Origin of the sequence: Brevibacillus brevis (genome assembly GCF_022026395.1) — a bacterium.
Classification (GTDB): Bacteria; Bacillota; Bacilli; order Brevibacillales; family Brevibacillaceae; genus Brevibacillus.
The window spans coordinates 4843382-4868070 of sequence record NZ_CP041767.1 but is presented as its reverse complement, the minus strand read 5'-3'; the positions used below and the strand labels follow the sequence as shown (position 1 = coordinate 4868070).

Annotated in this window: 22 protein-coding genes; 18 read left to right on the top strand and 4 right to left on the bottom strand. The window is 46.8% G+C overall.

Annotation, left to right across the window (positions count from 1 at the left end; all coding sequences use genetic code 11):
- Window positions 1–157: 157 nt before the first annotated feature.
- A complete protein-coding gene (locus FO446_RS23045; RefSeq protein ID WP_173610119.1) occupies window positions 158–682 on the bottom strand; it encodes a DinB family protein in 525 nt (174 codons plus the stop codon).
- 159 nt (window positions 683–841) lie between these two features.
- Here FO446_RS23045 and FO446_RS23040 point away from each other — a divergent pair, with 159 nt between their 5' ends.
- The 4 genes from FO446_RS23040 (at window position 842) to FO446_RS23025 (ending at window position 6054) form a co-directional block, all read left to right on the top strand.
- Window positions 842–2140 carry a hypothetical protein gene (locus FO446_RS23040; RefSeq protein ID WP_173610254.1) on the top strand — a complete coding sequence of 433 codons (1299 nt, stop codon included), beginning with the start codon at window positions 842–844 and terminating at the stop codon, window positions 2138–2140.
- Between the two features lie 234 nt (window positions 2141–2374).
- On the top strand, window positions 2375–3604 hold the full coding sequence (locus FO446_RS23035) for an MFS transporter (protein ID WP_237899186.1): 1230 nt from the start codon (window positions 2375–2377) through the stop codon (window positions 3602–3604).
- Window positions 3605–3629: 25 nt separating this feature from the next.
- On the top strand, window positions 3630–5051 hold the full coding sequence (locus tag FO446_RS23030) for a M20 family metallopeptidase (RefSeq protein ID WP_232773536.1): 1422 nt from the start codon (window positions 3630–3632) through the stop codon (window positions 5049–5051).
- Between the two features lie 19 nt (window positions 5052–5070).
- Window positions 5071–6054 carry a glutaminase gene (locus FO446_RS23025; RefSeq protein WP_419466133.1) on the top strand — a complete coding sequence of 328 codons (984 nt, stop codon included), beginning with the start codon at window positions 5071–5073 and terminating at the stop codon, window positions 6052–6054.
- A 78-nt stretch (window positions 6055–6132) separates the two neighbouring features.
- Here the strand turns inward: FO446_RS23025 and FO446_RS23020 are convergent, their stop codons facing one another.
- Entirely contained in the window at window positions 6133–8289 is a 2157-nt protein-coding gene (locus FO446_RS23020; RefSeq protein ID WP_237899182.1) for an insecticidal delta-endotoxin Cry8Ea1 family protein, read from the bottom strand.
- Window positions 8290–8438: 149 nt separating this feature from the next.
- Here FO446_RS23020 and FO446_RS23015 point away from each other — a divergent pair, with 149 nt between their 5' ends.
- The 5 genes from FO446_RS23015 (at window position 8439) to FO446_RS22995 (ending at window position 13456) form a co-directional block, all read left to right on the top strand.
- Window positions 8439–9404 carry a PfkB family carbohydrate kinase gene (locus FO446_RS23015; RefSeq protein WP_221867932.1) on the top strand — a complete coding sequence of 322 codons (966 nt, stop codon included), beginning with the start codon at window positions 8439–8441 and terminating at the stop codon, window positions 9402–9404.
- Between the two features lie 12 nt (window positions 9405–9416).
- On the top strand, window positions 9417–10310 hold the full coding sequence (locus FO446_RS23010) for an AEC family transporter (protein WP_173610125.1): 894 nt from the start codon (window positions 9417–9419) through the stop codon (window positions 10308–10310).
- Window positions 10311–10339: 29 nt separating this feature from the next.
- Entirely contained in the window at window positions 10340–11116 is a 777-nt protein-coding gene (locus FO446_RS23005; protein ID WP_221867934.1) for a GNAT family N-acetyltransferase, read from the top strand.
- A gap of 139 nt (window positions 11117–11255) precedes the next feature.
- The gene (locus FO446_RS23000; protein WP_237899181.1) at window positions 11256–12239 is read left to right on the top strand and encodes a helix-turn-helix transcriptional regulator; all 984 of its coding nucleotides are present in this window, start codon (window positions 11256–11258) and stop codon (window positions 12237–12239) included.
- 284 nt (window positions 12240–12523) lie between these two features.
- Window positions 12524–13456: an aldo/keto reductase gene (locus FO446_RS22995; protein ID WP_173610128.1), complete on the top strand. Its 933-nt coding sequence runs from the start codon at window positions 12524–12526 to the stop codon at window positions 13454–13456.
- 58 nt (window positions 13457–13514) lie between these two features.
- Here FO446_RS22995 and FO446_RS22990 read toward each other — a convergent pair whose 3' ends face one another.
- Window positions 13515–14006: a hypothetical protein gene (locus FO446_RS22990; protein ID WP_173610129.1), complete on the bottom strand. Its 492-nt coding sequence runs from the start codon at window positions 14004–14006 to the stop codon at window positions 13515–13517.
- Window positions 14007–14171: 165 nt separating this feature from the next.
- Between FO446_RS22990 and FO446_RS22985 the strand changes: the two genes are divergently transcribed.
- The 6 genes from FO446_RS22985 (at window position 14172) to FO446_RS22960 (ending at window position 20488) form a co-directional block, all read left to right on the top strand.
- Entirely contained in the window at window positions 14172–14447 is a 276-nt protein-coding gene (locus FO446_RS22985) for a DUF2277 domain-containing protein (RefSeq protein WP_221867935.1), read from the top strand.
- Window positions 14448–14630: 183 nt separating this feature from the next.
- Window positions 14631–14960: a cupin domain-containing protein gene (locus tag FO446_RS22980; protein WP_017251270.1), complete on the top strand. Its 330-nt coding sequence runs from the start codon at window positions 14631–14633 to the stop codon at window positions 14958–14960.
- Between the two features lie 196 nt (window positions 14961–15156).
- Window positions 15157–15849, top strand: a complete 693-nt coding sequence (locus tag FO446_RS22975) for an FHA domain-containing protein (RefSeq protein WP_232773540.1) — start codon at window positions 15157–15159, stop codon at window positions 15847–15849.
- Between the two features lie 169 nt (window positions 15850–16018).
- Window positions 16019–18070 carry a penicillin-binding transpeptidase domain-containing protein gene (locus FO446_RS22970; RefSeq protein WP_237899180.1) on the top strand — a complete coding sequence of 684 codons (2052 nt, stop codon included), beginning with the start codon at window positions 16019–16021 and terminating at the stop codon, window positions 18068–18070.
- 11 nt (window positions 18071–18081) lie between these two features.
- Window positions 18082–20091 carry a peptidoglycan D,D-transpeptidase FtsI family protein gene (locus tag FO446_RS22965; protein WP_237899179.1) on the top strand — a complete coding sequence of 670 codons (2010 nt, stop codon included), beginning with the start codon at window positions 18082–18084 and terminating at the stop codon, window positions 20089–20091.
- Between the two features lie 100 nt (window positions 20092–20191).
- Entirely contained in the window at window positions 20192–20488 is a 297-nt protein-coding gene (locus tag FO446_RS22960) for a hypothetical protein (protein ID WP_173610134.1), read from the top strand.
- Window positions 20489–20537: 49 nt separating this feature from the next.
- Here FO446_RS22960 and FO446_RS22955 read toward each other — a convergent pair whose 3' ends face one another.
- Entirely contained in the window at window positions 20538–21416 is an 879-nt protein-coding gene (locus tag FO446_RS22955) for a proline iminopeptidase-family hydrolase (RefSeq protein WP_237899178.1), read from the bottom strand.
- A 173-nt stretch (window positions 21417–21589) separates the two neighbouring features.
- Here FO446_RS22955 and FO446_RS22950 point away from each other — a divergent pair, with 173 nt between their 5' ends.
- From FO446_RS22950 to FO446_RS22940, 3 genes are read left to right on the top strand one after another with little or no spacing between them, the layout of a single operon-like run.
- Entirely contained in the window at window positions 21590–22495 is a 906-nt protein-coding gene (locus tag FO446_RS22950; RefSeq protein WP_232773544.1) for a hypothetical protein, read from the top strand.
- 27 nt (window positions 22496–22522) lie between these two features.
- The gene (locus tag FO446_RS22945) at window positions 22523–23980 is read left to right on the top strand and encodes a sensor histidine kinase (RefSeq protein WP_237899172.1); all 1458 of its coding nucleotides are present in this window, start codon (window positions 22523–22525) and stop codon (window positions 23978–23980) included.
- On the top strand, window positions 23977–24672 hold the full coding sequence (locus FO446_RS22940) for a response regulator transcription factor (RefSeq protein ID WP_221867941.1): 696 nt from the start codon (window positions 23977–23979) through the stop codon (window positions 24670–24672). The genes FO446_RS22945 and FO446_RS22940 overlap by 4 nt, the downstream gene beginning before the upstream one ends.
- The last annotated feature ends 17 nt before the right edge of the window (window positions 24673–24689 follow it).

Here is a 24689-nt window from a genome sequence, read left to right as displayed (position 1 = left end):
GAGCAGCCCTATTACAAACATAAAGGAGCCTGATTATTCACGAGGGTCGCCCTTCATCAATAATCAGGCTCCGGGAAGTTCCGAGAGCTCTTTTATGAAATCTTATACCATAAATCGTATCACTTTTTTCTTAAGTCAGCAAGATGGAGAACAAGCGTTACTTATTCAAGATACCCAAATATTCCCGCCAGGGTCCAACATCATCCGTGTACCTTTTGGCCATGACCCGTACGATTTGCGCCGTGTGCGTTAAATCGTGAACGACCCACGTAGAGAGCAATTCCCGTACTTTTACGATCCCAAAAGCGGGATGGAGCCCGGTTAATTCCAGATGCTTTTCCGGTTCCACGAGTGTTCGCAGCTTGGCGATATTTTGGGCACGAAGCGATTTGAATTCCAGCAGCTTTTGCTCGAACGATCTAACCGAGTTGTCCTGTAAGTGAGCGTATCGATCAAATGGAGGAAAAGGTTTCATTTCTCCCTCTTCCAGAATGATCTCCAGACGTGGTAGCCAATTTGTTTTCTCCGCCAGGGTCAGGTGTTCAATGACCTCGGTAGCATGCCAGGTGCCGTCGCCTTCGTTGTGCAGCAACCACCCATCCGATAAGCCTGTTAACAAGGATTCCAATGCTTGTGGCGTACGCGCTAGAACCTCAATCGCTTCATCCAGATTAAAATTCATGGTACGACTCCTTTCAGTATGGAATCCGGAGTTATTCGCCTTTCACTAACGTCATCCCTTCCCATTTGTTTGGAGAAGGGTGGATTTGTTTGCGTGATTACGTATAGAATGGTCGTAAGCAAGGCTCGTCTAAATAGAAACGCAGAGGTTGATAGATGGATGTTTAAAATCGGCGTGGTTGGTCCCAAGCAATCAGTAGAAAGGATTCTGGCGGTTGCAAAGGAATTCGAGGAAGGAATGAATTTTGTTCCGTATCCGTATACAGAGACAAAAGAGACAGAGAAAATCGTCTTGGAAAATGATCAGTATGTGGATCACTGGCTTTTTTCCGGACCGATTCCGTACTTGATTGCCAGGCAAGCATTGGATGATGACAAGCGGATGGAACATATTTACCCGACGGAGTCCAGCATCTATAAAGGCTTTTTGGAAATGGTCTACACTCATCGGAAATTAATTGATCGCGTCAGCATTGATATGCTTTTATCCACAAAATTCATGGAAGATTCCCTTCACAACATCAACATCTCTGTGAGCGATATGTATATGAAGACGTTCGAAGCTACGATCGATCCGCAGGAACTGCTGGATTTTCATCTTGCGCTATGGAAGGAGAAAAAGACAGACGCTGCCATGACCTGCTATCCGACAGTCTATCAAACGCTAGTAGAAGCAGGTATCCCAGCCTATTGGATCTCGCCTAGCCATATGGAGATCCAGCAAACGATACGCGTGTTTGTGGAGAAAGTGCGGACGTCGTATTTCAAGGATACACAAATCGGGATCGAGATGATTGAGGTCGAGCAATTTGACAGAATCAAGGAAAGCGCAAAGACCCCGTATCATTTGCAATATTTGGAGCTGCGAATAAAGCAAGCGCTGATCAAGCTGTGCGAGCAGGTGGATGGATCACTTCTGGAGCAGGGGAATGGCCGATACGTTATCTACAGTACCCGTGGGACGATTCACAGAGAGATCCCTACCTTGCAAAACACAGTGGAGTTTTTGGCGAAGGAAGCAGATACGACGGTCGCTGTCGGAATCGGTTTTGGAGAGACGGCTTTTGCAGCAGAGATGAATGCCCATCGCGCCCTGCGCCAATCGAAGGAAAAAGCAGCGCGAGATATTGTCATGATTCAGGATGATGGAACGATCGTGGAGTGGGTCGGGCAGGAAGAGGAGCTCGTCTACTCGTATCGTGCCGACGATGATGAGGTTTTGGAAAAGCTAAAAAAGGGGAACATCAGCGTCAAAAGCTATAAAAAGCTCGATGCCTTGCTGCAAAAAATGGGTTGGACCGATTTCACGACAAAGGACCTGGCCAAATATTTGCAAATGAGCGAGCGAAATGCACAGCGAATCGTCGCGGATTTGTGTGCCGTTGAGCTGGCGGAGAGCTCGGGGGAGGAATCGCAATCAACCCGAGGAAGGCCCACCAAACGATACCGACTTTTGTAAGCACCCGTTACGGGTGCTTTTTTCATTGCCGAGAAATCGAAATGTTAAAAAAAACCGTTGCCAATAGTCTCAACATTTCGTAGAGTATATATAACGACATGTCGCAATATATGCGGTAAATAAGAGGGCTGGACCATATTGGCGCGGATTGTCGGTCATCGAACGAGATGAATGCGCTTTCGCCAAAATGAAAGACTAGCTTAGTAACGCAACTAGAAGGAGGTATCCACACATATGGTATCAGCACGAACGAGAAACTGGATTTTAGCGCTACTCTTTTTAGGCTGGGCATTAGGGAACCTGGATCGATACGTCATGAACTATGCCATTTTGTCGATCACAGAAGACTTGCAGCTTGGTGCTTCTTCCACGGGATTATTGCTCAGTAGCTTTTTTGCTGGTTATGCACTCATGCAAATGCCTGGAGGTTGGCTGGCAGACCGATTTGGTGCCAGAAAAGTACTCATTGCTTCTGTTGTCATGTGGTCTATTTTTACGGGGCTGACCGGAGCTGCTTGGTCTATGGCTTCGATGATTCTCATCCGTTTTCTGTTCGGGATCGGCGAAGGTGGTTTCCAACCAGCCAGCTCGAAGATTATCGCTACCATATTTCCTATCAAGGAACGCTCGCGAGCCATGTCCGTGATGCTCTCCTCTAGTGCCATTGTTGGACTTTTCTCTCCGATTTTATCCGTTTGGATGATTCAAACCATGGGCTGGCGAACCATGTTCCTCGTCATTGGAGCTATTGGCGCTATCATTGCTTTCCTGTTCTGGCGCTATATTAAACTTCCACAAGCAGAATCTGCAACGAATACAACTGGCTCCGAGCAATCAAAAACCTCAGTGGCTATGCTGTTTAAAACACCGCTGCTTTGGAGTCTGTTAATCGCTTACTTCAGCATTTATGCAGTAAACTGGGGCCTCGTAACCTGGATGCCAACCTACTTGAGCAAGGTACGCGGACTGGACATGATTTCACTCGGCTGGCTGCAAACGATCCCAGGTTTCGCTACGTTGGTCGGTATTTATGTGAGCGGCTATGTACTGGACAAGCTGCCTAAAGGTCGCGAAAAAATCATTGGTAGTTTCTCCTGTGTGGTAGTGGCGGTCCTCTTGTACTTCATGTTTACTGCATCGAGCGTGACGATGTTTATTACGTATCAAGCCATTGTGTCGCTGTTCCTTTCCTTTGTGATCATTCTGTTGCCGTCTGTTGTCCTGAAAAATCTTCCGGCTACCGTAGCGGGAACAGGGATGGGCATCGTGAATACAGGTGGACAGCTGGCTGGTTTTATCACGCCGATGGCGATTGGTTTTATCGTAGAAGCGTTTAACGGTTCATTTGATGCAGCGTTCTGGATGCTGATCGGCTTCGCGGTCATCTGCATTGGCGCACTATTATCGTTGAACTATGAAAAAGGCGAGCTGTTAAAGCAAAACGCCGACAGTGCATCCGCCTGAACATCGAGAGAAAGGAGCGTATGAAATGAACAGAACCGAGATCATTTCTGCGTTAATTGAACAAAAAAGAGACGCGTTTATTCGCGTTAGCGATAAAATTTGGGAAACACCAGAGATTTACTTCGAGGAGCATCGTTCTGCCGAGTACTTGTGTCAAGCGCTGGCAGCAGAAGGCTTTGAAGTGGAGAAAGGAATCGCTGGACTGAATACTGGCTTTGTTGCCAGCTTCGGAAGCGGCAAGCCTGTCGTAGCCATTCTGGGCGAGTATGATGCGCTGGCAGGTTTGAGCCAGAAAAAAGGCGCCATCAATCATGATCCAATTGTCACTGACGGTCATGGGCATGGGTGCGGACATAATCTCCTCGGAGCTGGAGCGTTGGCAGCAGCGGTTGGCATCAAGGATTACATGGAGCAAACCGGCTTACAAGGTACAGTTCGCTACTATGGGTGCCCAGCAGAAGAAGCGGGCTCGGGAAAAGCGTATTTGGCAAGAGCCGGCGTATTTGCTGACGTAGATTTTGCGCTCTCCTGGCATCCTGCGACAGCGCCAAGCATCATGAACATCAGCTCGCTTGCGAATTACTCCGTTCGTTTTCAGTTTCACGGAAAAAGCGCGCATGCAGCCGCCGCTCCGCATTTGGGACGCAGTGCCTTGGATGCCGTGGAACTCATGAACGTAGGCGTGAACTACATGCGAGAGCATATGATTCCGGAAGCACGGGTTCACTACGCGATTACGAATACAGGTGGAATTTCGCCAAACGTCGTCCAGCCGTTTGCGGAGGTCGTATACTTGATTCGCGCTCCGAAAAAGCAGCAAGTGAAGGAGCTGTATGGAAGAGTCTACGACATCGCAAGGGGAGCCGCCTTGATGACGGGAACCACTATGGATGCGGTGTTTGAGGGTACAGCTTCTGATCTCGTGCCGAATACGATATTAGCAAAGCTCATGCACAAAAATCTGGTTGAAGTCGGCGTGCCAACGTACGATGAAGCAGATCAACAATATGCCAAACAAATTCAGGCAACGTTATCAGCTGAGGATATGAGAGCATCATTGTTCGGGTTGGATCGTGAAACGGCGAAGCAACTAAAGGACAAGGCGATTGCGGATGTGATCGGGCCACTTCCTACGCACGAGTTTACGCTTGCCGGGTCTACAGATGTAGGAGATGTCAGCTGGCAAGTTCCAACGATGCAATGCATGACGACGTGCTGGGCACTGGGTACGCCTTTCCATACGTGGCAGGTCGTCTCGCAAGGGGCCATGCCAATCGCACACAAGGGGATGTTGCAGGCAGGTAAAGTCATGGCTGCTACAGCGATTGAGGCGATGGAAAACCCGGCGCTGATCGAACAGGCAAAAGCCGAATTGCAGGAACGTTTGGAAGGAGAAGAATATTTCTCGCTCATTCCTGACGATGTTCAACCGCCTCAAAAAGCGTAAATCGACGGTGAAAAGGAAGTTGGTTAGTCAAGTGGCGCAGCAAACAAGAACGATTGAAACAGACTGCTTGGAAAAATGGATCGAGCAATATCGCGGGGAGTCCGGCAAGGGCAAATGCGCTGCTTATATCCCCGCTTTGAAAGAGGCTGACCCAACACAGCTAGGGATTTGTGTGATGGGACCAGATGGACAAATCAGCAGGGCAGGCAACTACGATGCTCCTTTCACCCTGCAAAGCATTTCCAAAGTCATCAGCTTTCTCGCAGCTTGTACGCACCACGGGATTTCGAATGTATTGGAGCAGGTGGATGTAGAGCCTACAGGAGACGCATTTGATTCGATGGTTCGGCTGGAAATGCATAAGCCGGGCAGGCCGTTTAATCCGATGATCAATGCAGGAGCCATTACGGTTTCTTCCTTATTGCAGGGGAACGGAGTCCAGGAGAAATTTCGTTCCTTCCAAGACATGGTCGAGCACATGACAGGACGCAAGCATCCGATCAACGAGGAAGTGTATCACTCCGAGTGGCAAACGGCCAACCGCAATCGTTCCCTCGCCTACTATCTTGCAGCTACTGGCTTTTTGGCTTGTCCGGTAGAGGATGCTTTGGATGTGTACATTCGGCAATGCTCTCTGGAGGTAACGGCGGAGGACATTGCAAAAATCGGCTTGATCCTGGCCTATGATGGCTATGATCCGATACGCAAGGAACAGCTTTTCGGCAAAGAGCTGGCTCGTGTAACCAAAGCACTGATGGTCACATGCGGCATGTACAACGCTTCCGGCAATTTTGCCGCTTTTGTGGGCGTACCAGCGAAAAGCGGCGTTTCAGGAGGCATTATGGCTGCCGTCCCTCCGCGTGGGCGTTTTGGTGAGCTGCCTTTTGCTGGCGGCTGTGGAATCGGTGTGTATGGCCCTGCGATTGACCAGTACGGAAACAGTGTGGCAGGGGTAGCACTGCTCAAGCATATGGCAAATGCGTGGGATTTGACGATCTATTAAAAAGAAATGGCTAGAGATCATGTCTGGATCTTTAGCCATTTCTTTTTGTCCATTGTACCTTGATTCATTTATAAACAACTAATTACTCAAGGAAATTGTCATTGTTCCTCTTATTCCTTTACCAGCACTTTGGTTTGTGTGAAGTACAATTTTATTAAAACCATTTGGAATGGATGTATTAGGATAATTGTAATTTTGACCTGAACCAGGTATAGAAATTTCTTTTCGCAAAGCTGAATCTTGATAAAATTGGAGTACGGCTGGTTCACTAGAAAAATTTGCGGTTCCTACTATAGAAATAGGCCGGTTAATTGTATTCCCTTTCCAAAGGGTTTTTGAAAAAGGATAACCTTCCGGAGCATATAGGTAGTATGGGCCTGAAAATAGAGTTTGAACCGGAACAAACTCAATCCGATCAATAAACAGATTACCCTGCGTTTGACTGGTGTATTGTCCGAGACGTACATCGATTTCTCCTAAAGGTAGGGAGACAGGATCAGGAAGAGAGATTGTAAGCAATCTATAGTTTCCATTTTGTCCTGGCACGTATCCTTGATCTTGAACGTTTTTGGTGCTTGGAAATGTAAAATTACCGCCTTGAAGAGTCTGCTTTCCTGCATTGACTGATTGCCAAATATCGATGCTTGAATCTGAAGGGTTCGCATAACGTACACGAATGTGATACTGACCAGCAAGTTTATTGGTAATAGGTACAACGAGGGAAGGTCCGAGTGGGAGTTGAACCGCGTTGGTCCCGTTCAATCTTTCCTGTACAACTTTAAGTGGACTGCCATCCTCAATATAACCTTTTTCAGCTGGAATTCCTTTAATCGTAAATACTCCTGTTGTTGGATCTGATTGGCCTATTACATTTTCGGGATGTAGATTTTTGAAAACAAATGCATTTATCACTGCATCTTGGCCACCCAGCTCGTCTGTCCATGGAAAGACAAAATGAACTTTATGGTTATCAGGTGCTACAACTCTCTTGTCATAGCCATAATTTCCTCCATTGGTAATACTAGTCCCATCTGCAAAATCCATCATGATTCCAACATACGGGCTCATAACCCGTGGTGTTACTCCAATTAACGGATTGTCTCTTGAAATGTTGATAGGGTCATTTGCAGCTCCACCGGAATCCCCGTAAGTATATGTTTGTGATTGATTGTATCCTCTATCTAATACTTGTTGAATCTGATCCACTCGATCCCATGTTCTCGTTGAAATTTGCGTCAGTTCACCAGGGAAATTCCCATACAGGTACGTGCTTGGATCACCAGCGGATGGATAGCCTCGCCAGTCAACCCTTCCTACTAGATCAGAAAATAAGAATCTCGTTTGTTCTATATCTGTTTGTGTCGGATAAACTTCTGGACTGTCATTAGTAGGCCATTTATCAAAAGTAGGCCATAATGCAGCAATATCAAACCCGTATAATGTTGACGTGTAGATAAAGTCGGCGGAGCTAATTTGACTAGATTCATCGTCCTGTATGTTTTGTAACCCTGTTACAAAAAGAGTATAAACATTCTCACTATGCTTTACGATCCACTGTTTTAGATAAGTCAGAAAGTTCGTTTTATCTGAATCACTAATTCCCCAATCTGTTTGTTTAGAAATAGCCTCCTTTAAAAGGCCCAGATGCATGGTTGCTGCTTGAACATATAGAGGAAGTGCATAGGCTGCATAGTCTTTTAGTGTAAATTGGGGTATATCATGAACAAATTGGAGGTGAATCGTATTAACTGTGCTTCCTATAGTCGAGGTCTTCGGATCGGTTAAATTCTTAACTTCTGTGGCTAAAACATCAAGTTCATTTTTCCAACCTTGCAGCAGTGCCTGTAATTTGTTCAATGTGTCTGTTGTTAACGCTTGGTTAATTAAATCTTGAATCTGCTGCCGCAAAATATCAAATAAATCGGGTTGTGAGGGGGGCCAAATTAAATCAATAATAGGAATAAAGAAGCCTATTACAGACCCTACAAAAGGTATGTAAGAAGAAGCATAGCTTAATATAGTTGTGACTAAGGCACGATAATCGATATTATTGTCTGTTGCGAGCTGAAGGTAATCTCGCGTGATTTGTCCATTGTAAACATCATGCCAAACATCTTTTAATAATTGCTCCCAATCAAATCCGTCTGCCTTGCTAGCTAGATTGTTCAACTGTTGATAAGCAGATGTCGATAGTGTGTTATAAGGACCAGTGGATAAAGAGTTTTTTTCCTGCATGGAATAACTCCCCCTTTTTGATAAACTACGCTAATTAATTTCCTTATTTTAACATTTTTGACGAATACTCGTACAGCCGCTGGCTTTCATTGGCAAAAAAAAGAACCTGTGACATACTGGAGCTATCACGGTCATCGGAGGAAATCAACATGATAGATGTGGTTGCATGTGGTGAGCTATTGATTGATTTTACACCTGTACAGCAAAAGGAAAAGCCGGGCAGCATTGCATTTGAGCAAAACCCTGGAGGAGCGCCTGCCAATGTGCTTGCCGCCCTGTCGCGCTTTGGGAAGCGGACTTCCTTTATCGGTGCGGTGGGAAACGATATGTTTGGGCGTTTTTTGCAGCAAACCTTGATCAGACAGAATATTGGCACAGAAGGACTTGTATTCACGGAGGAAGCACCTACAACGTTGGCTTTTGTCCATCTCGATGAGACAGGCGATCGTGCTTTTCACTTTTACCGCAATCCGGGTGCAGACATTATGCTGCGGGAGCAGGACGTGAACGAGGAGCTGATTGCACAGGCAGCGATTTTTCATTTCGGTACGCTGTCCTTGACGCATGAGCCAGCCCGATCAGCAACCTGGACAGCCGTCCAGTACGCGAAAAAGCATCAGCGGCTCCTTTCATTTGACCCGAATATTCGAGCGTCCTTATGGGGGGATCTGGAGGAAGCAAAGGCTTTGGCTCTCCAAGGAATGACGCAGGCCGATATCGTCAAGCTGTCCGAAGAAGAGCTGGCTTTTCTCATTGGGAGCGAGGATGTCGTGGAAGCGACAGCGTGGATGCTTGCGCAATATGAGCTGCAGGCTGTTTTTGTCACCTTGGGGGAAAAAGGGTGTTTTTACCGCACACGAAATCAGTTCGGTACAGTCGGTGGATTTCCAGTAACCGCGATTGATACGACTGGTGCGGGAGACGCGTTTGTGGGCGCGCTGCTCTATCAGCTTCTTGAGGTGGGGGAAAGTATGCTGGATATCTCACAAGCCACGTTAGAGGACATGGTGCGTTTTGCGAATGCCGCAGGTGCACTCGCGACAACAAGATCTGGTGCCATTCCCGCCATGCCTACACTGTCTGAGGTCAAAAGCTTCATGGAAGCAGCACGGTAGGAGGGAAGAGTCATGATTTTTGTGGAAGTCATCCTGCCTGTCCTGCTCATTTTTCTCAGCGGCTACATTTTGCAGCGCATTTTCAAAATGGATTTGAAGCCGATTTCTTCCCTGGCGATTTACATCTTGTCGACGGCGCTCGTCTTTCGTACCTTTTACAAAACACAGCTCGACTTGCAATTATTTTATATCGTGGTGATTTCTCTGCTTTTGCTGGCAGCTCTCGTTGTGATCACGCAGTTGACGGCACGCATGTTCAAATACGACAAGCAACAGGAAAGCGCACTGATGCTCGCGACCGCCTTCATGAACAGTGGCAACTACGGGACGCCGATTATCTTGTTTGCCTTTGGAGACGCTGGCTTTACGTATGCGGTGCAAATCATGGTTTTCCACTCGATCATGATGGGCGTATTCGGCGTGTATTTTGCCTCCCGAGGCGGGAATGGGATGGGGACGGCCATCAAGGCGATTTTCAAGCAGCCATCGAATTACGCAGTGGTTCTCGCGATTTTGCTGCAACAGCTGCAAATCGTCATCCCGCAAAGCTACTACCAGGCAATTGATCTCGTTGCACAGGCGGCGATTCCAGTCGTGATGCTCATCTTGGGCATGCAGCTCGCCAATGTATCTACCAAAGCGCTAGAGTGGCAGGGACTCAGTGCTGCGAGTGTCATTCGACTCGTGGCGTCACCACTTTTGGCGTACCTCATCTGCCTGTTATTCCCGATTGATCCGCTGCTGCAAAAGGTGCTGGTCGTTCTGGCAGCCATGCCTTCTGCAGCAACGACTGCGATCTATGCGATCCAATTCAACATGCGACCACAATTCGTCTCCAGCAGCGTGTTGGTTACGACGGTGATCAGTATAGGTACATTAACGTTTTTGCTGAACATTTTGCACTAGTCCTGATGTAGACAAGGGAGGAAGAAAACTTGAACAAGGCAGAAGTATTGCGGCTTTTTGACAAGGAGATGAGGGTGAAAATCACTTATCCGCCACTCCGGCGGGAGGAGACAGAACACCTCGTTCGCCACGTCTCACCCACCCCGGATGATTCAGGAGTCGTCTTGTTTTCCAGGCTGTCTGAAGAAAATGCAGAGGAGGTTATCCAGCAGGAACTCGCTTATTTCTCAAGTCTTCAGCAATCCTTTGAGTGGAAGCTGTTTGACTATGACCAACCCGCTCATTTGCTTGAGAGGCTGAAAGCTCATGGTTTTACGGTTGATGAGGAGGAAGCGACGCTTGTGTTGGAGGTGGCGCAGGCAAAGGAGTTGCGAAGCCTTGTCATTCCGCCAGAGATACGGCAAATCACAGACGCGGCGGGCATTGATGATATCATGCAGTTGAAGGAGCATCTATGGGGGAGTGTGAGTGCTGAGCTTGCTGCGAGATTAAAACGGGATTTGGCGGAAGATCCTGAACACCTGCTCGTGTACGCTGCGTACAGTGGCGATCAGGCAGTGAGTGCAGCTTGGATGTACTTGCATGAGGATACGTCCTTTGGCAGTCTGTGGGGAGGCTCTACTTTACCTGAATTTCGAAATAAAGGCTATTATACGGCTCTCGTGGCAGTGCGGGTACAAGCAGCACAGGAACGCGGGTATCCGTTATTGATGGTGGATGCGAGCCCGATGAGTCGACCGATCTTGGAGAAAAAAGGCTTTGAATTTCTCGCCTATTCTTATCCTTGTTTTTATGAGTATAAATAGTATCGTATCGTGAAAATGGAAGCTGCCCAATGCTCTGAGGGGCAGCTTTTGTAGTTGCAGATCGTCGCCTGTGTAACTATTATGAGAATAAGAATCATTTGCAAAATTATCCTACATATGATTAGGCAGGGAGAAGGTCATGGAGCAAGCATCTGTACATTCCATATACGATAGCTACATTAATGCATTGCCTTCTACGAAGAGTGATTGCATTGTGTCCGAAGCGAATCGGTATACACGGACGAATAATGACGGCTACTTTCGGAGAGTGATTCCCCGACCGGGATTGGAGCTGGTTGAATCCAACTATTCCCTCCAGGAAAACCGCGTCATGGATATACAGTCGCAGGCAGCCATGGTGGAGCTTAGCTTTTGTTTGGAGGGGAGCGGGGAGTTCGTCGTTTCGGGAAGTCAGCACGAGTTTTTGCCTGGGAGCTGTTCTCTTCAATTGATGAACGACTTTCATGCGCATTTTATGTACCGGGCGGATGGTTCTCATCAATCTGTCGGCATCGGTATATCCGTGGAGCAATTTAATGATTGGGTGGCCGAGAGCGATGTGGGAGCAGCCTATTCTTTTCAAGGGCTGCTAGGCAATCAAGCCTATCGTCTGTTTCGTATGCCGTTGCAACCATATATGGCTCGGATGCTCCAGCAGTTGAACGATTTTACATCCTCCCATCAGAAGCTGCGGAGATTGTATACAGAAAGCAAGATTCTTGAGATTGTGTCGTCGGCGCTGGATGCGTTTTTGTACGAGCGGGAAGTGAATCGACCGAGATCACAGTTATCTCGGAGTGATCGGGAAAAGATACACAACGCTCGTGACATTTTACTCGAAAATATGGAGTCTCCCCCTTCTCTGATCGAACTGGCGCGTTTGGCGCAGCTCAATGAATACAAGCTGAAGATCGGCTTCAAAGAAGAGTTCGGGACCAGTGCATTTGCCTATTTGCGGGAAAGGCGTTTGGAAAAAGCACTTGGACTACTACAGGAAGGCAATCTGAATGTCAGTGAGGTTGCGCTCATCGTGGGATTCTCTAACTTCAGTCATTTCTCCGAGGTGTTTCGCAAGCAGTATGGACTCAATCCTTCCGAAGTGAAGCGGGGGAGGTTTTGCTAGTTTTACAAGCCATCAGACCGTGTTATACGTCTTCCACAGATATATCGTTTATAGCAGAGCGGTTGTTCGGACAAGAGGTTATTCTCATCCTCGGCATAGGGCGAGCGGCAACATGCCATTAGGCTCCAGGTCCCTAAAGAAAAACAATATTTTCATGCGAATATTCAAAAAAATCCATTTTGCACTTGAAGCTTACGTAACGTAATGAATTATGATGTAGATCCCGGTAAAAACCTCACGCGAAAAACGTACGCTAAGCTTAAAATGAGAGGGAGTTGAAGAGAATGACGAAACAAACACGAATTGGTAAAACAGATTTAGTTGTCAATCCAATCGGACTTGGAACAAGCGCTGTAGGTGGCCACAATATTTATCCTGATTTAAATGAAGAAGTAGGGAAAGATTTGGTGCGGGCTGCGATTAACCATGGAGTGAATTTTTTAGATACAGCGTTTTTTTATGGAACAGGACGTTCAGAGGAGCTAATAGGTGAAGTGATAAAAGAAGCAGGAAAGCGTCATGAACTCATCCTTGCAACAAAAGGTGGCCTTACACTTGTCGGCAATGATGTTACCATGGATAATTCGCCTGCTTATTTAAAACAAACCGTTGAAGATAGTTTGAAAAGGCTACAAACAGATTACATAGATTTATTTTATATTCATGCTCCAGATCAGGATACACCAAAAGATGAGGCGGTTGGAGTCTTAAAACAGCTAAAGGACGAAGGTAAAATTAGAGCAATTGGCGTTTCTAACTTTTCACTGGAACAATTGAAAGAAGCAAATAAGGATGGTTATGTCGATGTAGTACAGGGAAACTACAATTTGCTGCAGCGTGAAGCGGAACAAGAATTCTTTCCATATACGACAGAGAATAATATCTCGTTTATTCCATACTTTCCACTAGCATCAGGCTTGCTTGCCGGTAAATACAATAAGGATATGACATTCAATGATCTACGCAAAGATATGCCTCACTTCCAGGGCGATAACTTTATAAGAAATCTAGAAAAGGTAGAGCAGCTCCGTAAAATTTCAAATAAAAAAAATGCCGAAGTTGCTCATATAGTCCTTGCTTGGTATTTCACACATCATTCAATTGATGTTGTCATTCCCGGAGCACAAAGAGCAGAGCAAGTGCTGGATAATTTAAAAACAGTAGACGTCCACCTGACAGAAGAAGAAATCAACGAAATTGATCGTATTTTTAAATAGGTTCTCTGTGGCGAATCTTCGTACTACTGCCCTTTCGTATTAGGAGGTTAGCCAGTTTTTACTGGTTGACCTCCTTAGTAAACGGTTTGGTTGAACTTAGTAGTTGATTTTGTTGGTCTAATCGCTTTAATGCGTCAGTGACTACTTCTTTTGAAAAGTTTTTCACAATTACCTGATTCTCTATTAAGAAAACATTATCGTCCATGTTCCGCTCAATGTAACCCAACAATCCAGCCTTAGTGCAAAGGGAACACCATCTCTTGTCACCTTCACTAAAGGTGACTGTGACCTCAATATGTTCTAAAGATTCTTCACTTGAATCTTGAATCGTATCGTCAAATGTCCAGTTAACTAATACTGGTACACTATTCCCGTCAGGTACGAAATAATACTTTCTAAACCATCTTGCTCGGTTATTGTCACCAACAACCCTTATCTGTTCTTTTGCTTCGTCCTCAGCTAAAACTTCGTAATGCTTACCACGTGTCAGAGCGTCAAAATAAAGACCCACATCATTGCAAATTACTATCGTTCTTTTGTTGTCTGCCACCTTCGTTCACACCACCTGTTCCCCAATGACAATATATCAATATCTAAAAATCATTATACATGAATGCTGTGCTAAACGGCCCTTTCGTGCGCAATCAGCAACCCTAGCGATTCATCGTTCATGTATAGTAGAATGATACAAAAAAGGGAACAGAAGGTGTAAGCGATGTGCAGAAACATCAAAACCTTATTCAACTTCGACCCACCTGCGACAGAAGATGAGGTTCAAGCAGCAGCCCTGCAATTCGTGCGCAAACTCTCGGGCTTCAACACGCCTTCGAAGGCAAATGAAGAGGCATTTTACCGCGCGGTCCAAGAGGTCTCCGTTGTTGCGAAAAACCTTCTGGATTCGCTCGTGACGAATGCAGAGCCACGCAATCGAGAAGTCGAGATCGAGCGTGCTCGCGCGAGAAACGCCAAACGGTTTGGCACGACAGAGTAGTGAGACGATAAAGAGTAACAGACTATTTAACGGGCAGGCCTTCAAGGTGACTGCCCGTTTTTGTTTCCTGTATCAGAAATTTCAGTATCTTATCATCGTCTTATGAGATGATTTATCATTTCGCTACTATGTCTCTCTCCTGCGAATTATATTATCGTAGAAGGCAAAGGGGAGAGGATCATCATGGAAAAGGTGAACGTCGCACAACATTTATCACGCTTGCAAGATTCCTGGGGCTCTCTGGTTGTCGGAGAGATGAATGATACGTCTATTAAGCTAGAGAAGCTGCAAGGTGAGTATCCTTGGCAACAAAATGACCAGAAAGATGAACTGCTGTTTGTCGTCAAAGGCAGACTGCTGCTGATGTACCACGAGCGTAATATATGGGTCGAAGCCGGAGAGTTTATCGTTGTGCCAAAGGGAGTTTCCTATAAACTGTTTATTCCGAACGGCGATTGTCATCTACTGGCGATTGAACCGAAAAAATTCGCTGCTCTCAAGCGCTGCTCCTAAGACGATCAACATAGAAAATCAAGCGCTATTCGTTTGTGGATAGCGATGATATAGAGCTGTCAATCGCCCGGTCACTTTCGTTGGCTGGACAATTGGCGGCTTTTTTGCTATTAATATATGTTCAAAAAAGTGTTGACTTATACGTAATTTGTACTGTAATAAATACTGATAGCTCCAACTCTTTTCGAGGTGATGAATGTTGGACGACGGCATATATGTATTGATCAAAAAGGGAGACCCCGAACAGCTTCAAAAGCGTCAGTTTCTACATAAGGAAGAGTGTACGATTGGGAGACGGGGCAATCAATTACAACCAGACATTGCTTTTTCCAGTCCGTATATATCCAGAAGGCATGCAGTGATACGGAAAATCAATAACCAATATACGATTTCTGATTTGCAAAGCAAGCATGGGACAGAAGTGAACGGAATGCCGATACAGCAGGCACCCCATTTTCTTTATCATGGTGATCATATTACGCTGGCCAAAGGCGTGGTAGAAATGATATTTTTTGCAGAGGGTAGCGAGATGGATGTGACACGGGAGTTCTCATTCCCTTTGACGTATCCAAAAGAAACTACCTCTACTTCCGGCTTGGTCATCAATCTGGAACGCAGAGAAATCCGTCTCGATGGTGCGAGAATCCATTTGACCGGAAAAGATATGGACTTGCTCATGCTTTTGTACCAACGTGCGAATCAGGCGGTTAGCTATGAGGAAATCATGGTACTCGTCTGGCCGGAGCGGTTGCTGAATGCTGAGAGCAGTGTTCCCGATGTTGGACGAGCCGAGATCAACGCTCTCGTTTATCGCTTGCGTAAGCGGCTGGGCAGATATGGCGAGAATGTCACCACGATCCCGCGCTTTGGTTACATGTGGGAAGAATAGTAGGCAGTACGACAGACACAGGATAAATTTCCTGTGTTTTTTTGCATTTGATGTAACTATCTGACACTTATCATCGTACTATGAGAATAGTCTCATCATGTCATCATCTTTTTTCCATATATTATGGTATCCGACTGTAATATCGTGTGATAGGGAAGGTGAATGACTAGTGAAAAAGACATGGATAGTATTTTGGACGGTTTTTGTCGTTGTTCTTTCAGGTTTTTTCTATCTTTTCTGGGACTTTTGGAAGGACACTACGCAGTCGGAAGGCGAGAGAGCAAAGGCCGCATTCACCGCGTATACGACAAAATGGGGAGAACAGAAATTCTCTGACATGTACGAGCAGCTTTCTTTACATACAAAAAGGACCATCAACAAAGAAGAATTCGTTTCACGTTATCAAAACATTTACGGAGGAATCGAGGCCAAAGCGATTGTGGTCGAGCCGATGTACAATGGCGACGTTTTGCCAGGTGAGGATGGGCAGATCAACTTTCATTACCGGCTGACGATGGAAACTTTCATTGAACCGATTTCCTTTACGGGAAAAGCGACGCTAGTCAAAGAAACGCAGAACGACTTGGAGGATTGGTACATTCATTGGAATCCTTCTTTTATTTTTCCAGAAATGAAAGAAGGGGACAAAGTAAGAGCCAATACGGTGTATCCCAGACGAGGTGAAATCACGGATCGGGCAGGGCGGCCATTGGCAACAGAGCGTATCGTGGTAGATATCGGGATAAATCCGGGAGAATGGAGCCAGACGTCACAGACCGGGAAAATGGCGGTCAGCAAGCTTTTGCAAATTCCGTTGGATGACCTCACCTCGAAGGTACAAGCTACGACAAGCAAGTCGGCAAAGTTTATCCGGATCGCCACGCTGCCACAGGACGATGAACGCCTCAAACAATTAGAAAAAACAGAAGGGCTCAAATTGCACAAAAAGAAGGTCCGTTACTATCCCTATCAGGACGCGACGGCCCATCTGGTTGGCTATGTAGGAGCGATCAATCAGGAAGAGTACGAGAAGCGAAAGAATCAGGGCTATAAAACGTCCGATGTGATTGGAAAATCAGGACTGGAACAGATTTTTGAGGAGAAGCTAAGAGGGAGTACAGGTGGGCGCATTATCATCACGGATGCAGATGGAACGGAAAAAAAGACCGTGGCGGAACGCTTTGCCAAGCATGGACAGCCACTGGCATTAACCATAGATGCTGAAGTACAGAAAACGATTTACCAGGAGCTGAAAAACGAAGCAGGCACGGCTGCGGCCATCTCACCAAAGACCGGGGAAATACTGGCGCTCGTCAATTCTCCTTCCTTTGATCCGAATGCGTTTGTGCTTGGGATGTCGGCTACAGAATGGAAGCAACTGAATGAAAACCCGCAAAAGCCGTTTCTGAATCGATTCGCGCGCGGGTTTGCGCCGGGCTCCACCTTCAAGCCGATTACGGCAGCGATTGGCCTTGAGTCAGGTGCAATTACCTCTTCGGACAGTATCCACGTCCGCGGACTGCATTGGCAAAAGGATGCGTCCTGGGGTGGATACGAGGTAACGCGGGTCAGCGATTACGGGGGACCTGTCAATTTGGAAAAAGCATTGGTGTACTCCGACAATATTTATTTCGCGAAAGCGGCGCTCTCCATGGGGGAGGGGCAATTCGTGAAAAAGAGCGAGCTGCTTGGATTCCATGAAGCTCTCCCGATTCCATATCCACTGGAAAAGTCGAAGCTGTATAACGATGGTTTCAAAAACGAGATTCAATTGGCAGACTCCGGTTACGGTCAGGGCGAGGTAACGATGACGCCGCTTCACCTCGCGTTGGTATACAGCGCTTTTGCAAATGACGGGAATATCGTTCATCCATCACTGTTGCAGGAAGACAAAAAAGACGGGTATTGGAAGACGAATGTCATACCTGCAGATGTGGCGAGTACGGTGAAGCAGCATTTGATACAGGTTATGGAAGATCCGCGCGGCACAGGACGAGGAGCACGCGTGCCTGGTATTCGCATGGCGGGCAAGACTGGAACAGCTGAACTAAAGCAGAAAAAAGGCGAGCTTGGGCTGGAAAACGGTTGGTACGCCGTTTTTAATGTAGATGATCCGCGTTTGCTGGTTACCATGATGATAGAAGATGTTCGTGGTCGGGGTGGCAGTCATGTACTCGATGCACGTATCAAACGGATTTTCACGAAGGTACTGAAAAATTAGGGAGAGCAAGTATGAAGGAAGAAAAAAACGATCGTGTGAAACGGCTGCAAATCGTCTATATCGTCGTATTTCTGATGTTTGTGGTTATCATTTTGAGATTGGCGCAAATCCAAATCCAGCAAGGGAGCAGTTATGCAAATGAGCTGGCAGACAGATCGTATAAAAAAGATTACATTCCCGCTATGCGTGGAAACATTTATGACCGCAACGGATATGTCATTGCCGAAAGTCGGCCTTCCCATCTCGCCGTCTTCCGTGAACAAGAGATCATGGAGCAGAAAGCGTACGTTGACCTGGTGGAAAAGCTGGAGAAAATACTGAGCCTCGACAAGGCCACGCTGTTAAAAAAGATGGATGTCGGCTATGCCTACGAGAAAGGCAAGTATGTGGAAGCGGCGCGACAATTGCCGCGCTATTTAGAGAAAGAGCTGAAGGTGGATTTGACGAATAAAGAAATCGCGGTATTGGGTGAGCATCGCGGTGATTTGCCGGGGATTGAAGTCGTGACAAAACCGATCAGAAAATATGATCCGAAGCAAATCGCTGTACAGGCGGTTGGGTATGTCCGGCCCTTCCACATTGCTGAAAATGTGAAGCTCGCCTCCTATAAGGATGAGAGTACGCAGTATTTACCGAACCAGTTAGTCGGGCTGGATGGAATTGAATTGTCTTACGAAAAAGAGCTTCGCGGGAGTAACGGTTACCGGATGTATGAGGTCGCAGCAGATCAAACGGTAGTGAAGCAAGTGGAGGAAGTTCCATCTATTCCGGGCAATCATGTGTATCTCACCATTGATCAACGGGTACAGCTAGGTATCCGGGATTCGATCCGAGAGTTTCTTCCGAAGATGCGTGCAACCATCCCTGAGGCGAGGGGGGCAAAGGGAGCATACGTCGTGGCGGTCGAGGTTAAGACAGGCAAGGTCGTCGCGATGGTCAGCTATCCTGAATACGATCCAAACGTATGGATTGAGGGACCCGATCAAAAAATGTATGACCAGATCAAGCTGGCGGTGACGAATGGGACGATTCGGGAAGCCCCTTACGACACGCGGCCATTAAATGGCGAGTCGGCCATCCAGGAGGGCTACAAGCACCCGGGCTCAATCGTGCCATCAGGGTCTGTCCTCAAGCCGATTACAGTTTTGCTCGGTTTGCAGGAAGGCATCATTACTCCCTCCGACCGTTGGAATGATGGAGGTGTGTATCACTATGGACGTGGTACAGATCGGATTAAGAACGACAATTCCAAAGCGCATGGCATCATTACCCCTCCGATTTCCCTGCAAAAATCATCGAATACGTACATGGCGAGAATCGGGGAGGAGCTGTCCCGTCGAAAAGGAAAAGAGTCAGCGTCTGTACTGCAATCGTACTATCATGCGTTCGGATTAGGCGTTCAGACTGGTGTGGATTTGCCGAATGAAAACAAAGGCAAAGAAGACTATTTGGTGATGGATGAAAACTACGGACCATTAGCCGCGATGGTGCAGGCTTCCTTTGGGCAACAAGTTCGGGCGACGACGATGCAATTGGCTCAGTATGCAGCGACACTTGCAAATAAAGGGGTACGTTTGCAGCCGCAGATGGTAGATAAGATTACAGATGCAAAAGGAAAACTGGTGAAAACGCACACGCCAAAAACGATGAGTACCTTTCCTCACTCAGATAAATATTGGGACATTTTGGAGCAAGGCATGGTGATGGTGGCGAAGCCAGGGGGAACAGCAGTCCGCGCGTATGCGGGAATGCCGTTTCAGGTAGCTGCAAAAACGGGTACATCTGAGCAAGACATTTATGTACCGGTAACGGTGACAGATGAGAAAACAGGACAGAAAAAGACAAAGTGGAAAATGCATGCCCGCATTACGAATGGTGTCAGCATTTCGTATGCGCCTGTCGACAATCCGGTCCTGGCAGTAGCCGTAATCGTTCCAGAGGGTGGTTATGGGGGAAGATCGGCTGCGATCATCTCACGTTCCGTGTACGATGTGTATGACAAGTATATTGGATTGAAATAACAGGATAGATAGGGAGAAAAATAGGCTGTTCGAAGTGATTCTGCCGAGGATCTACTTCGGACAGCTGCGTTTTTCCATTTGACAGACTAGGGGGATGATTATGGCCGGGGTGGAGATAAACGATTTATTAAGATTCGTTTTGATTACTTTTATCATAAGTTTAGCAGTTATTTCCGTTGCTTTGTTGCTTCAAAAGAAACAAGGTAATCTTGTCAATGGATTCACACTGAGCATGATTTCAGCAATTTCCGTAACCGTTTCTGGAACGAATCTTATGATGATGGGTTATATAGCTGATGAATTGAACCTAGGTGGAGACGCTATGTCTACCTATATGTTTTTAATCATTGTAGGGCTAAACATCCTTAATTTCCTTCTTTACTTAAAAAAAGAATGAGGGTTCGGAAAAACTCGCATCGTCGGCGATACGAAGTTTTTCCGTTTTTTTATTTTGTATCTGCTTTTTGCAAAAAACGGCGGATCACTTGCACGTATTCGTCTGTCTCTTCCAAATAGCCGACATGCGAGCTGTTTTCAAAGACATGGAGCTCGGCGTTTGGCACCAGAGACTGATAATAACCTGTCGATTCTGGCGTCGCTTCATCAAAACGGCCGCAAACGAACAGGGAAGGGATGTTGATTTGATGCAGCTGGGGTGTGTAGTCGAATGTTTTCAGATTCCCTGTTGGACAAAACTCAGACGGTCCCCACATCGTCATGTACACTTCTTTGTTCGCTTTTGGACGGCTTTCTATCATGACTGTTGGCATTGGATCAAGGCGGCACACATGGCGCTTGTAGTATTCCTTCATGGCATCCTGATATTCTTGTGAATCAGTGGTACCCTGCTCCTCGTGTGTGGCGATGGTTTGTTGCACATCCACTGGCAATTGCTCGATTAAACGATCTGCGTCCTGTTTCCAACGCTCTGCGCTCAGGCATGGGCTGGAGAAGATGATACTTTGTAACCCTTCCGGCTTGGCATCTACCAAATAAGCTGCTGCCAGCATCGTACCCCACGAATGCCCCAGAATGTGAACCTCTTTTAAGTCAAGGGCTTGTCTGATGTAAGCGAGCTCCTCCACAAAGCGTTCGGTTTTCCAAAGAGTCAGATCAGTCGGGCGATCGGAATTTCCTGAACCCAGCTGATCGTAGAAAATGACGGGTCTGTCGTTGCCTAAGACATGGAGCGTTGATTTGAGCGGGTCATGCGTATTGCCAGGTCCGCCGTGAAGGACGATCAGAGGCGTTTTCTCCCCCTCGCCGACGCGACTGTACCATACTCTTCCACCAGGAACGTCAATATAGCCTTCTTGCATACTCATCGATAATGCCTCCACTTCAGGTTCAGACTGATTTTTCTTCCTTTCAATATAGCATATGGAATCGTTTTTACACTTTTTTTAGAATTGATTTAGAGCGTGTTTAGACCCTCTCTTTATCATCACGAGTATAGAAAGCGATGACAGTTGCTTTCGATGAAATAGGAGGGATCATCATGCGAAAAAAATGGCTGGGTATCGGCTTGTCGGTTGGAATCACAGGGGCATTGATATGGGGATACGGGGCTTCAGCGAGTGCGGATAGCACGACGATGGACGTGTATGAATCAGCCCTGCATCAAACGAAGGAAGCGAAGAGCATGACGGCCCACGCGCAGCTAGCGCTCACAGACAACGGAGCGAAGCTGCTCACATTCGAGGGAGTCGCAAAGATCGATCACAACCAGCACATCGGAAATGTGAATGCGACTTTTACAGACTCGCTGGGCGAGAAAAGCATGCAAGCCTTTTTGGAAAAGGATAAAGTTGTGGTTAAAAAAGGGGATAGTAACGTTTATCGGGTCATGGAAAAAATGGATAGTAGACAACAACCAGAAAATAATGCCGATAACAAACGCGGGGCCATGATGCACAAGCTGTTTGCTACGGTATTCGGCGATCTCGGAAAAAACGCGACCGTTGAAAATCTACCGGATGGAGGCAAGCGTACGTCGCTTCAGCTCTCCAAAGAGCAAATTCCGGCATTTATTCAGGCAGCGGGGCCTATTTTCTACGATAAGCTTGCTGAGCATAGTCAAGAAGCGTCTTCCTCTGAAAGCGATCTAGCTGTCAAGCTTCCACGTTTGCAAGAGGATTTTCAAGTGGACCAAGTATTACTGAACGCCGAGATCAACGAAAAAAATCAAATCGAACAGCAAACCGCTGTGATACACCTCTCGGGAACGGATGCGTCTGGAAAAGAGCACAAGCTCCAGCTTTCTTTGGATATCCGCCTGTCTGATTTGGGTACGACCACACCTGACCGCATCGAACTTACTGGCAAGCAAGTCGAGAAGGTTTCCCGTGAGGACATGAAGAACAAATGGAGAAAAGGCTGGATGAAGCATTCCGATTCCGAGTAAACCATGACTGCAAGGGGGTAAGTAACCATGTCGATCAAAACAAGACTTTTGCTCTCCTATATTGCCATGATTATCATCCCCCTTGTTTTGTTTGGATTGGTGGCATCAGGATTGGCGAATTACTTTTGGGAGGAACGGGAGGCAGGCAAACCATTCATTCGTGATACGCTCAATAAACGAGACGAGTTATTTGCTGGTGTCTCATTCATGGCCAAATACGCTCCCAACGAATTGACGAACCAGAAGATGCTGACAGAGACGGATGAGCAGCTACAAGCAGTTGGCGGAGCATTGATTCTGACAAAGGGCGATCATGTGCTATTTGTTTCCCCGTCGATTGATAGCGCTGACGTGCCTGATTATTTGCAGGAACAACCGGATCAGGGGCGCATGCATAGCTGGAAGCAGTTTAAACAAGACGGCTACACGTTTGATACGTACGAGTTCACTTTTGCTGATCAAAGTAAAGGAATGCTTTACTTCCTTGCGAATTCTTTCCCCTTTATGCAGACTGGCATTTATTTTTTCATCGCATTAATTCTCAGTCTTCTAACGATTGTGGCGCTGACGAACGGTGTATTAACGTTTCTTGTTTCACGAAGTATCATTCGACCTTTGTACGCTTTAAAGCAGGCAGCGAACGAAATCAAAGAAGGCAATCTGGAGCGTCCTGTTCAACTCCATCGCAAGGATGAGCTGGGGGAGCTGGGAGAAGCATTTGAAGAAATGCGCGGCAGATTGCATGCTTCTATTCACTTGCAGCTACAGTATGAGGAAAATCGTAAACAACTGATTTCCAGTATTTCGCATGATCTAAAAACACCCATAACAGGAATCAAAGCATGTGTGGAAGCGGTGCAGGAAGGGATTGCCGATACGGAAGCGAAGCGGGAAAAATATATGAAGATGATTGCCATCAAATCAGAGCAGATGGACCGCCTGATTGATGAGCTGTTTTTATTCTCGAGACTGGATTTGAACAAGCTTCCCTTTCACTTTGAAGAAGTCGATGTGCGAGCATATATGGCTCAGTTTGCCGATGAGCTGCGGCTAGACCCGCGGATGAACGACGTTTCTATTCGCTATGACGAGGAGAATACGAGTCCGATTCCAGTCATGGCTGATCAGGAAAAACTCCATCGCGTGCTCATGAATATGGTAGACAATAGCCTGAAGTACTTGAACAAGGACGAGAAGCTGATCCGATTGGAGGTGGAGAAAGCCGACGGTGAAGTGATCGTGGCGATCTCCGACAATGGGACCGGGATTGAAAAAGAAGTAATTCCCCATATTTTTGACCGCTTTTATCGGGCGGACCCTTCACGTAATTCGGCCATGGGCGGCACCGGTCTCGGACTCGCCATCGTCAAACAAATTGTGGAGGGGCACGGTGGTCGTGTATGGGCGGAGAGTGAGAGCGGACGCGGGACCCGCATTTGTTTTACCTTGCCAGATTTGAAGAGAGTCGGGGGTGACACGAAATGAAGCACATTTTAATCATTGAAGATGACACGGTGATTGCAGAGGTGCAAAAGGATTACTTGGAGGCAAACGGCTACTCGGTCGATGTTGCTACTTCCGGCGATATGGGCTTGGAAAAGGCGCTGCAAGAGGAGTATGACCTCCTGATTCTTGACCTGATGCTCCCGATCGTGGATGGCTTCGAAATCTGCAAGCAAGTACGGAAAGCCAAAAATATTCCGATCCTGCTCGTCTCCGCGAAAAAGGAAGACATCGACAAGATCCGTGGACTGGGTCTGGGCGCCGATGATCATATAAGCAAGCCTTTTAGTTTGGGAGAACTGGTAGCGAGGGTCAAAGCCCATTTGGCCCGTTACGACCGTCTTGTCTCCGATTCCAAACCGCATACGGCAAAAGAGGAGATCAGGCTTCGTGGGATTCGCATCGACAAGCTGGCGAGGAGAGTTTATATCAACGGAAACGAAGTGGCGTTCACTTCCAAGGAATACGACCTCCTGCTCTTTTTGGTGACCCATCCCAACTGGGTATTTAGTAAAACTGAGCTGTTTGAAAAAATTTGGGGTCTCGATTCGTACGGGGATATCGCGACGGTGACCGTGCATATCAGCAAGCTGCGGGAAAAAATAGAAAGTGATCCGGCTAAGCCGCAATACATCGAGACGGTGTGGGGTGTCGGTTATCGCTTTTTACTATAGCAGATGGAAACGAACAG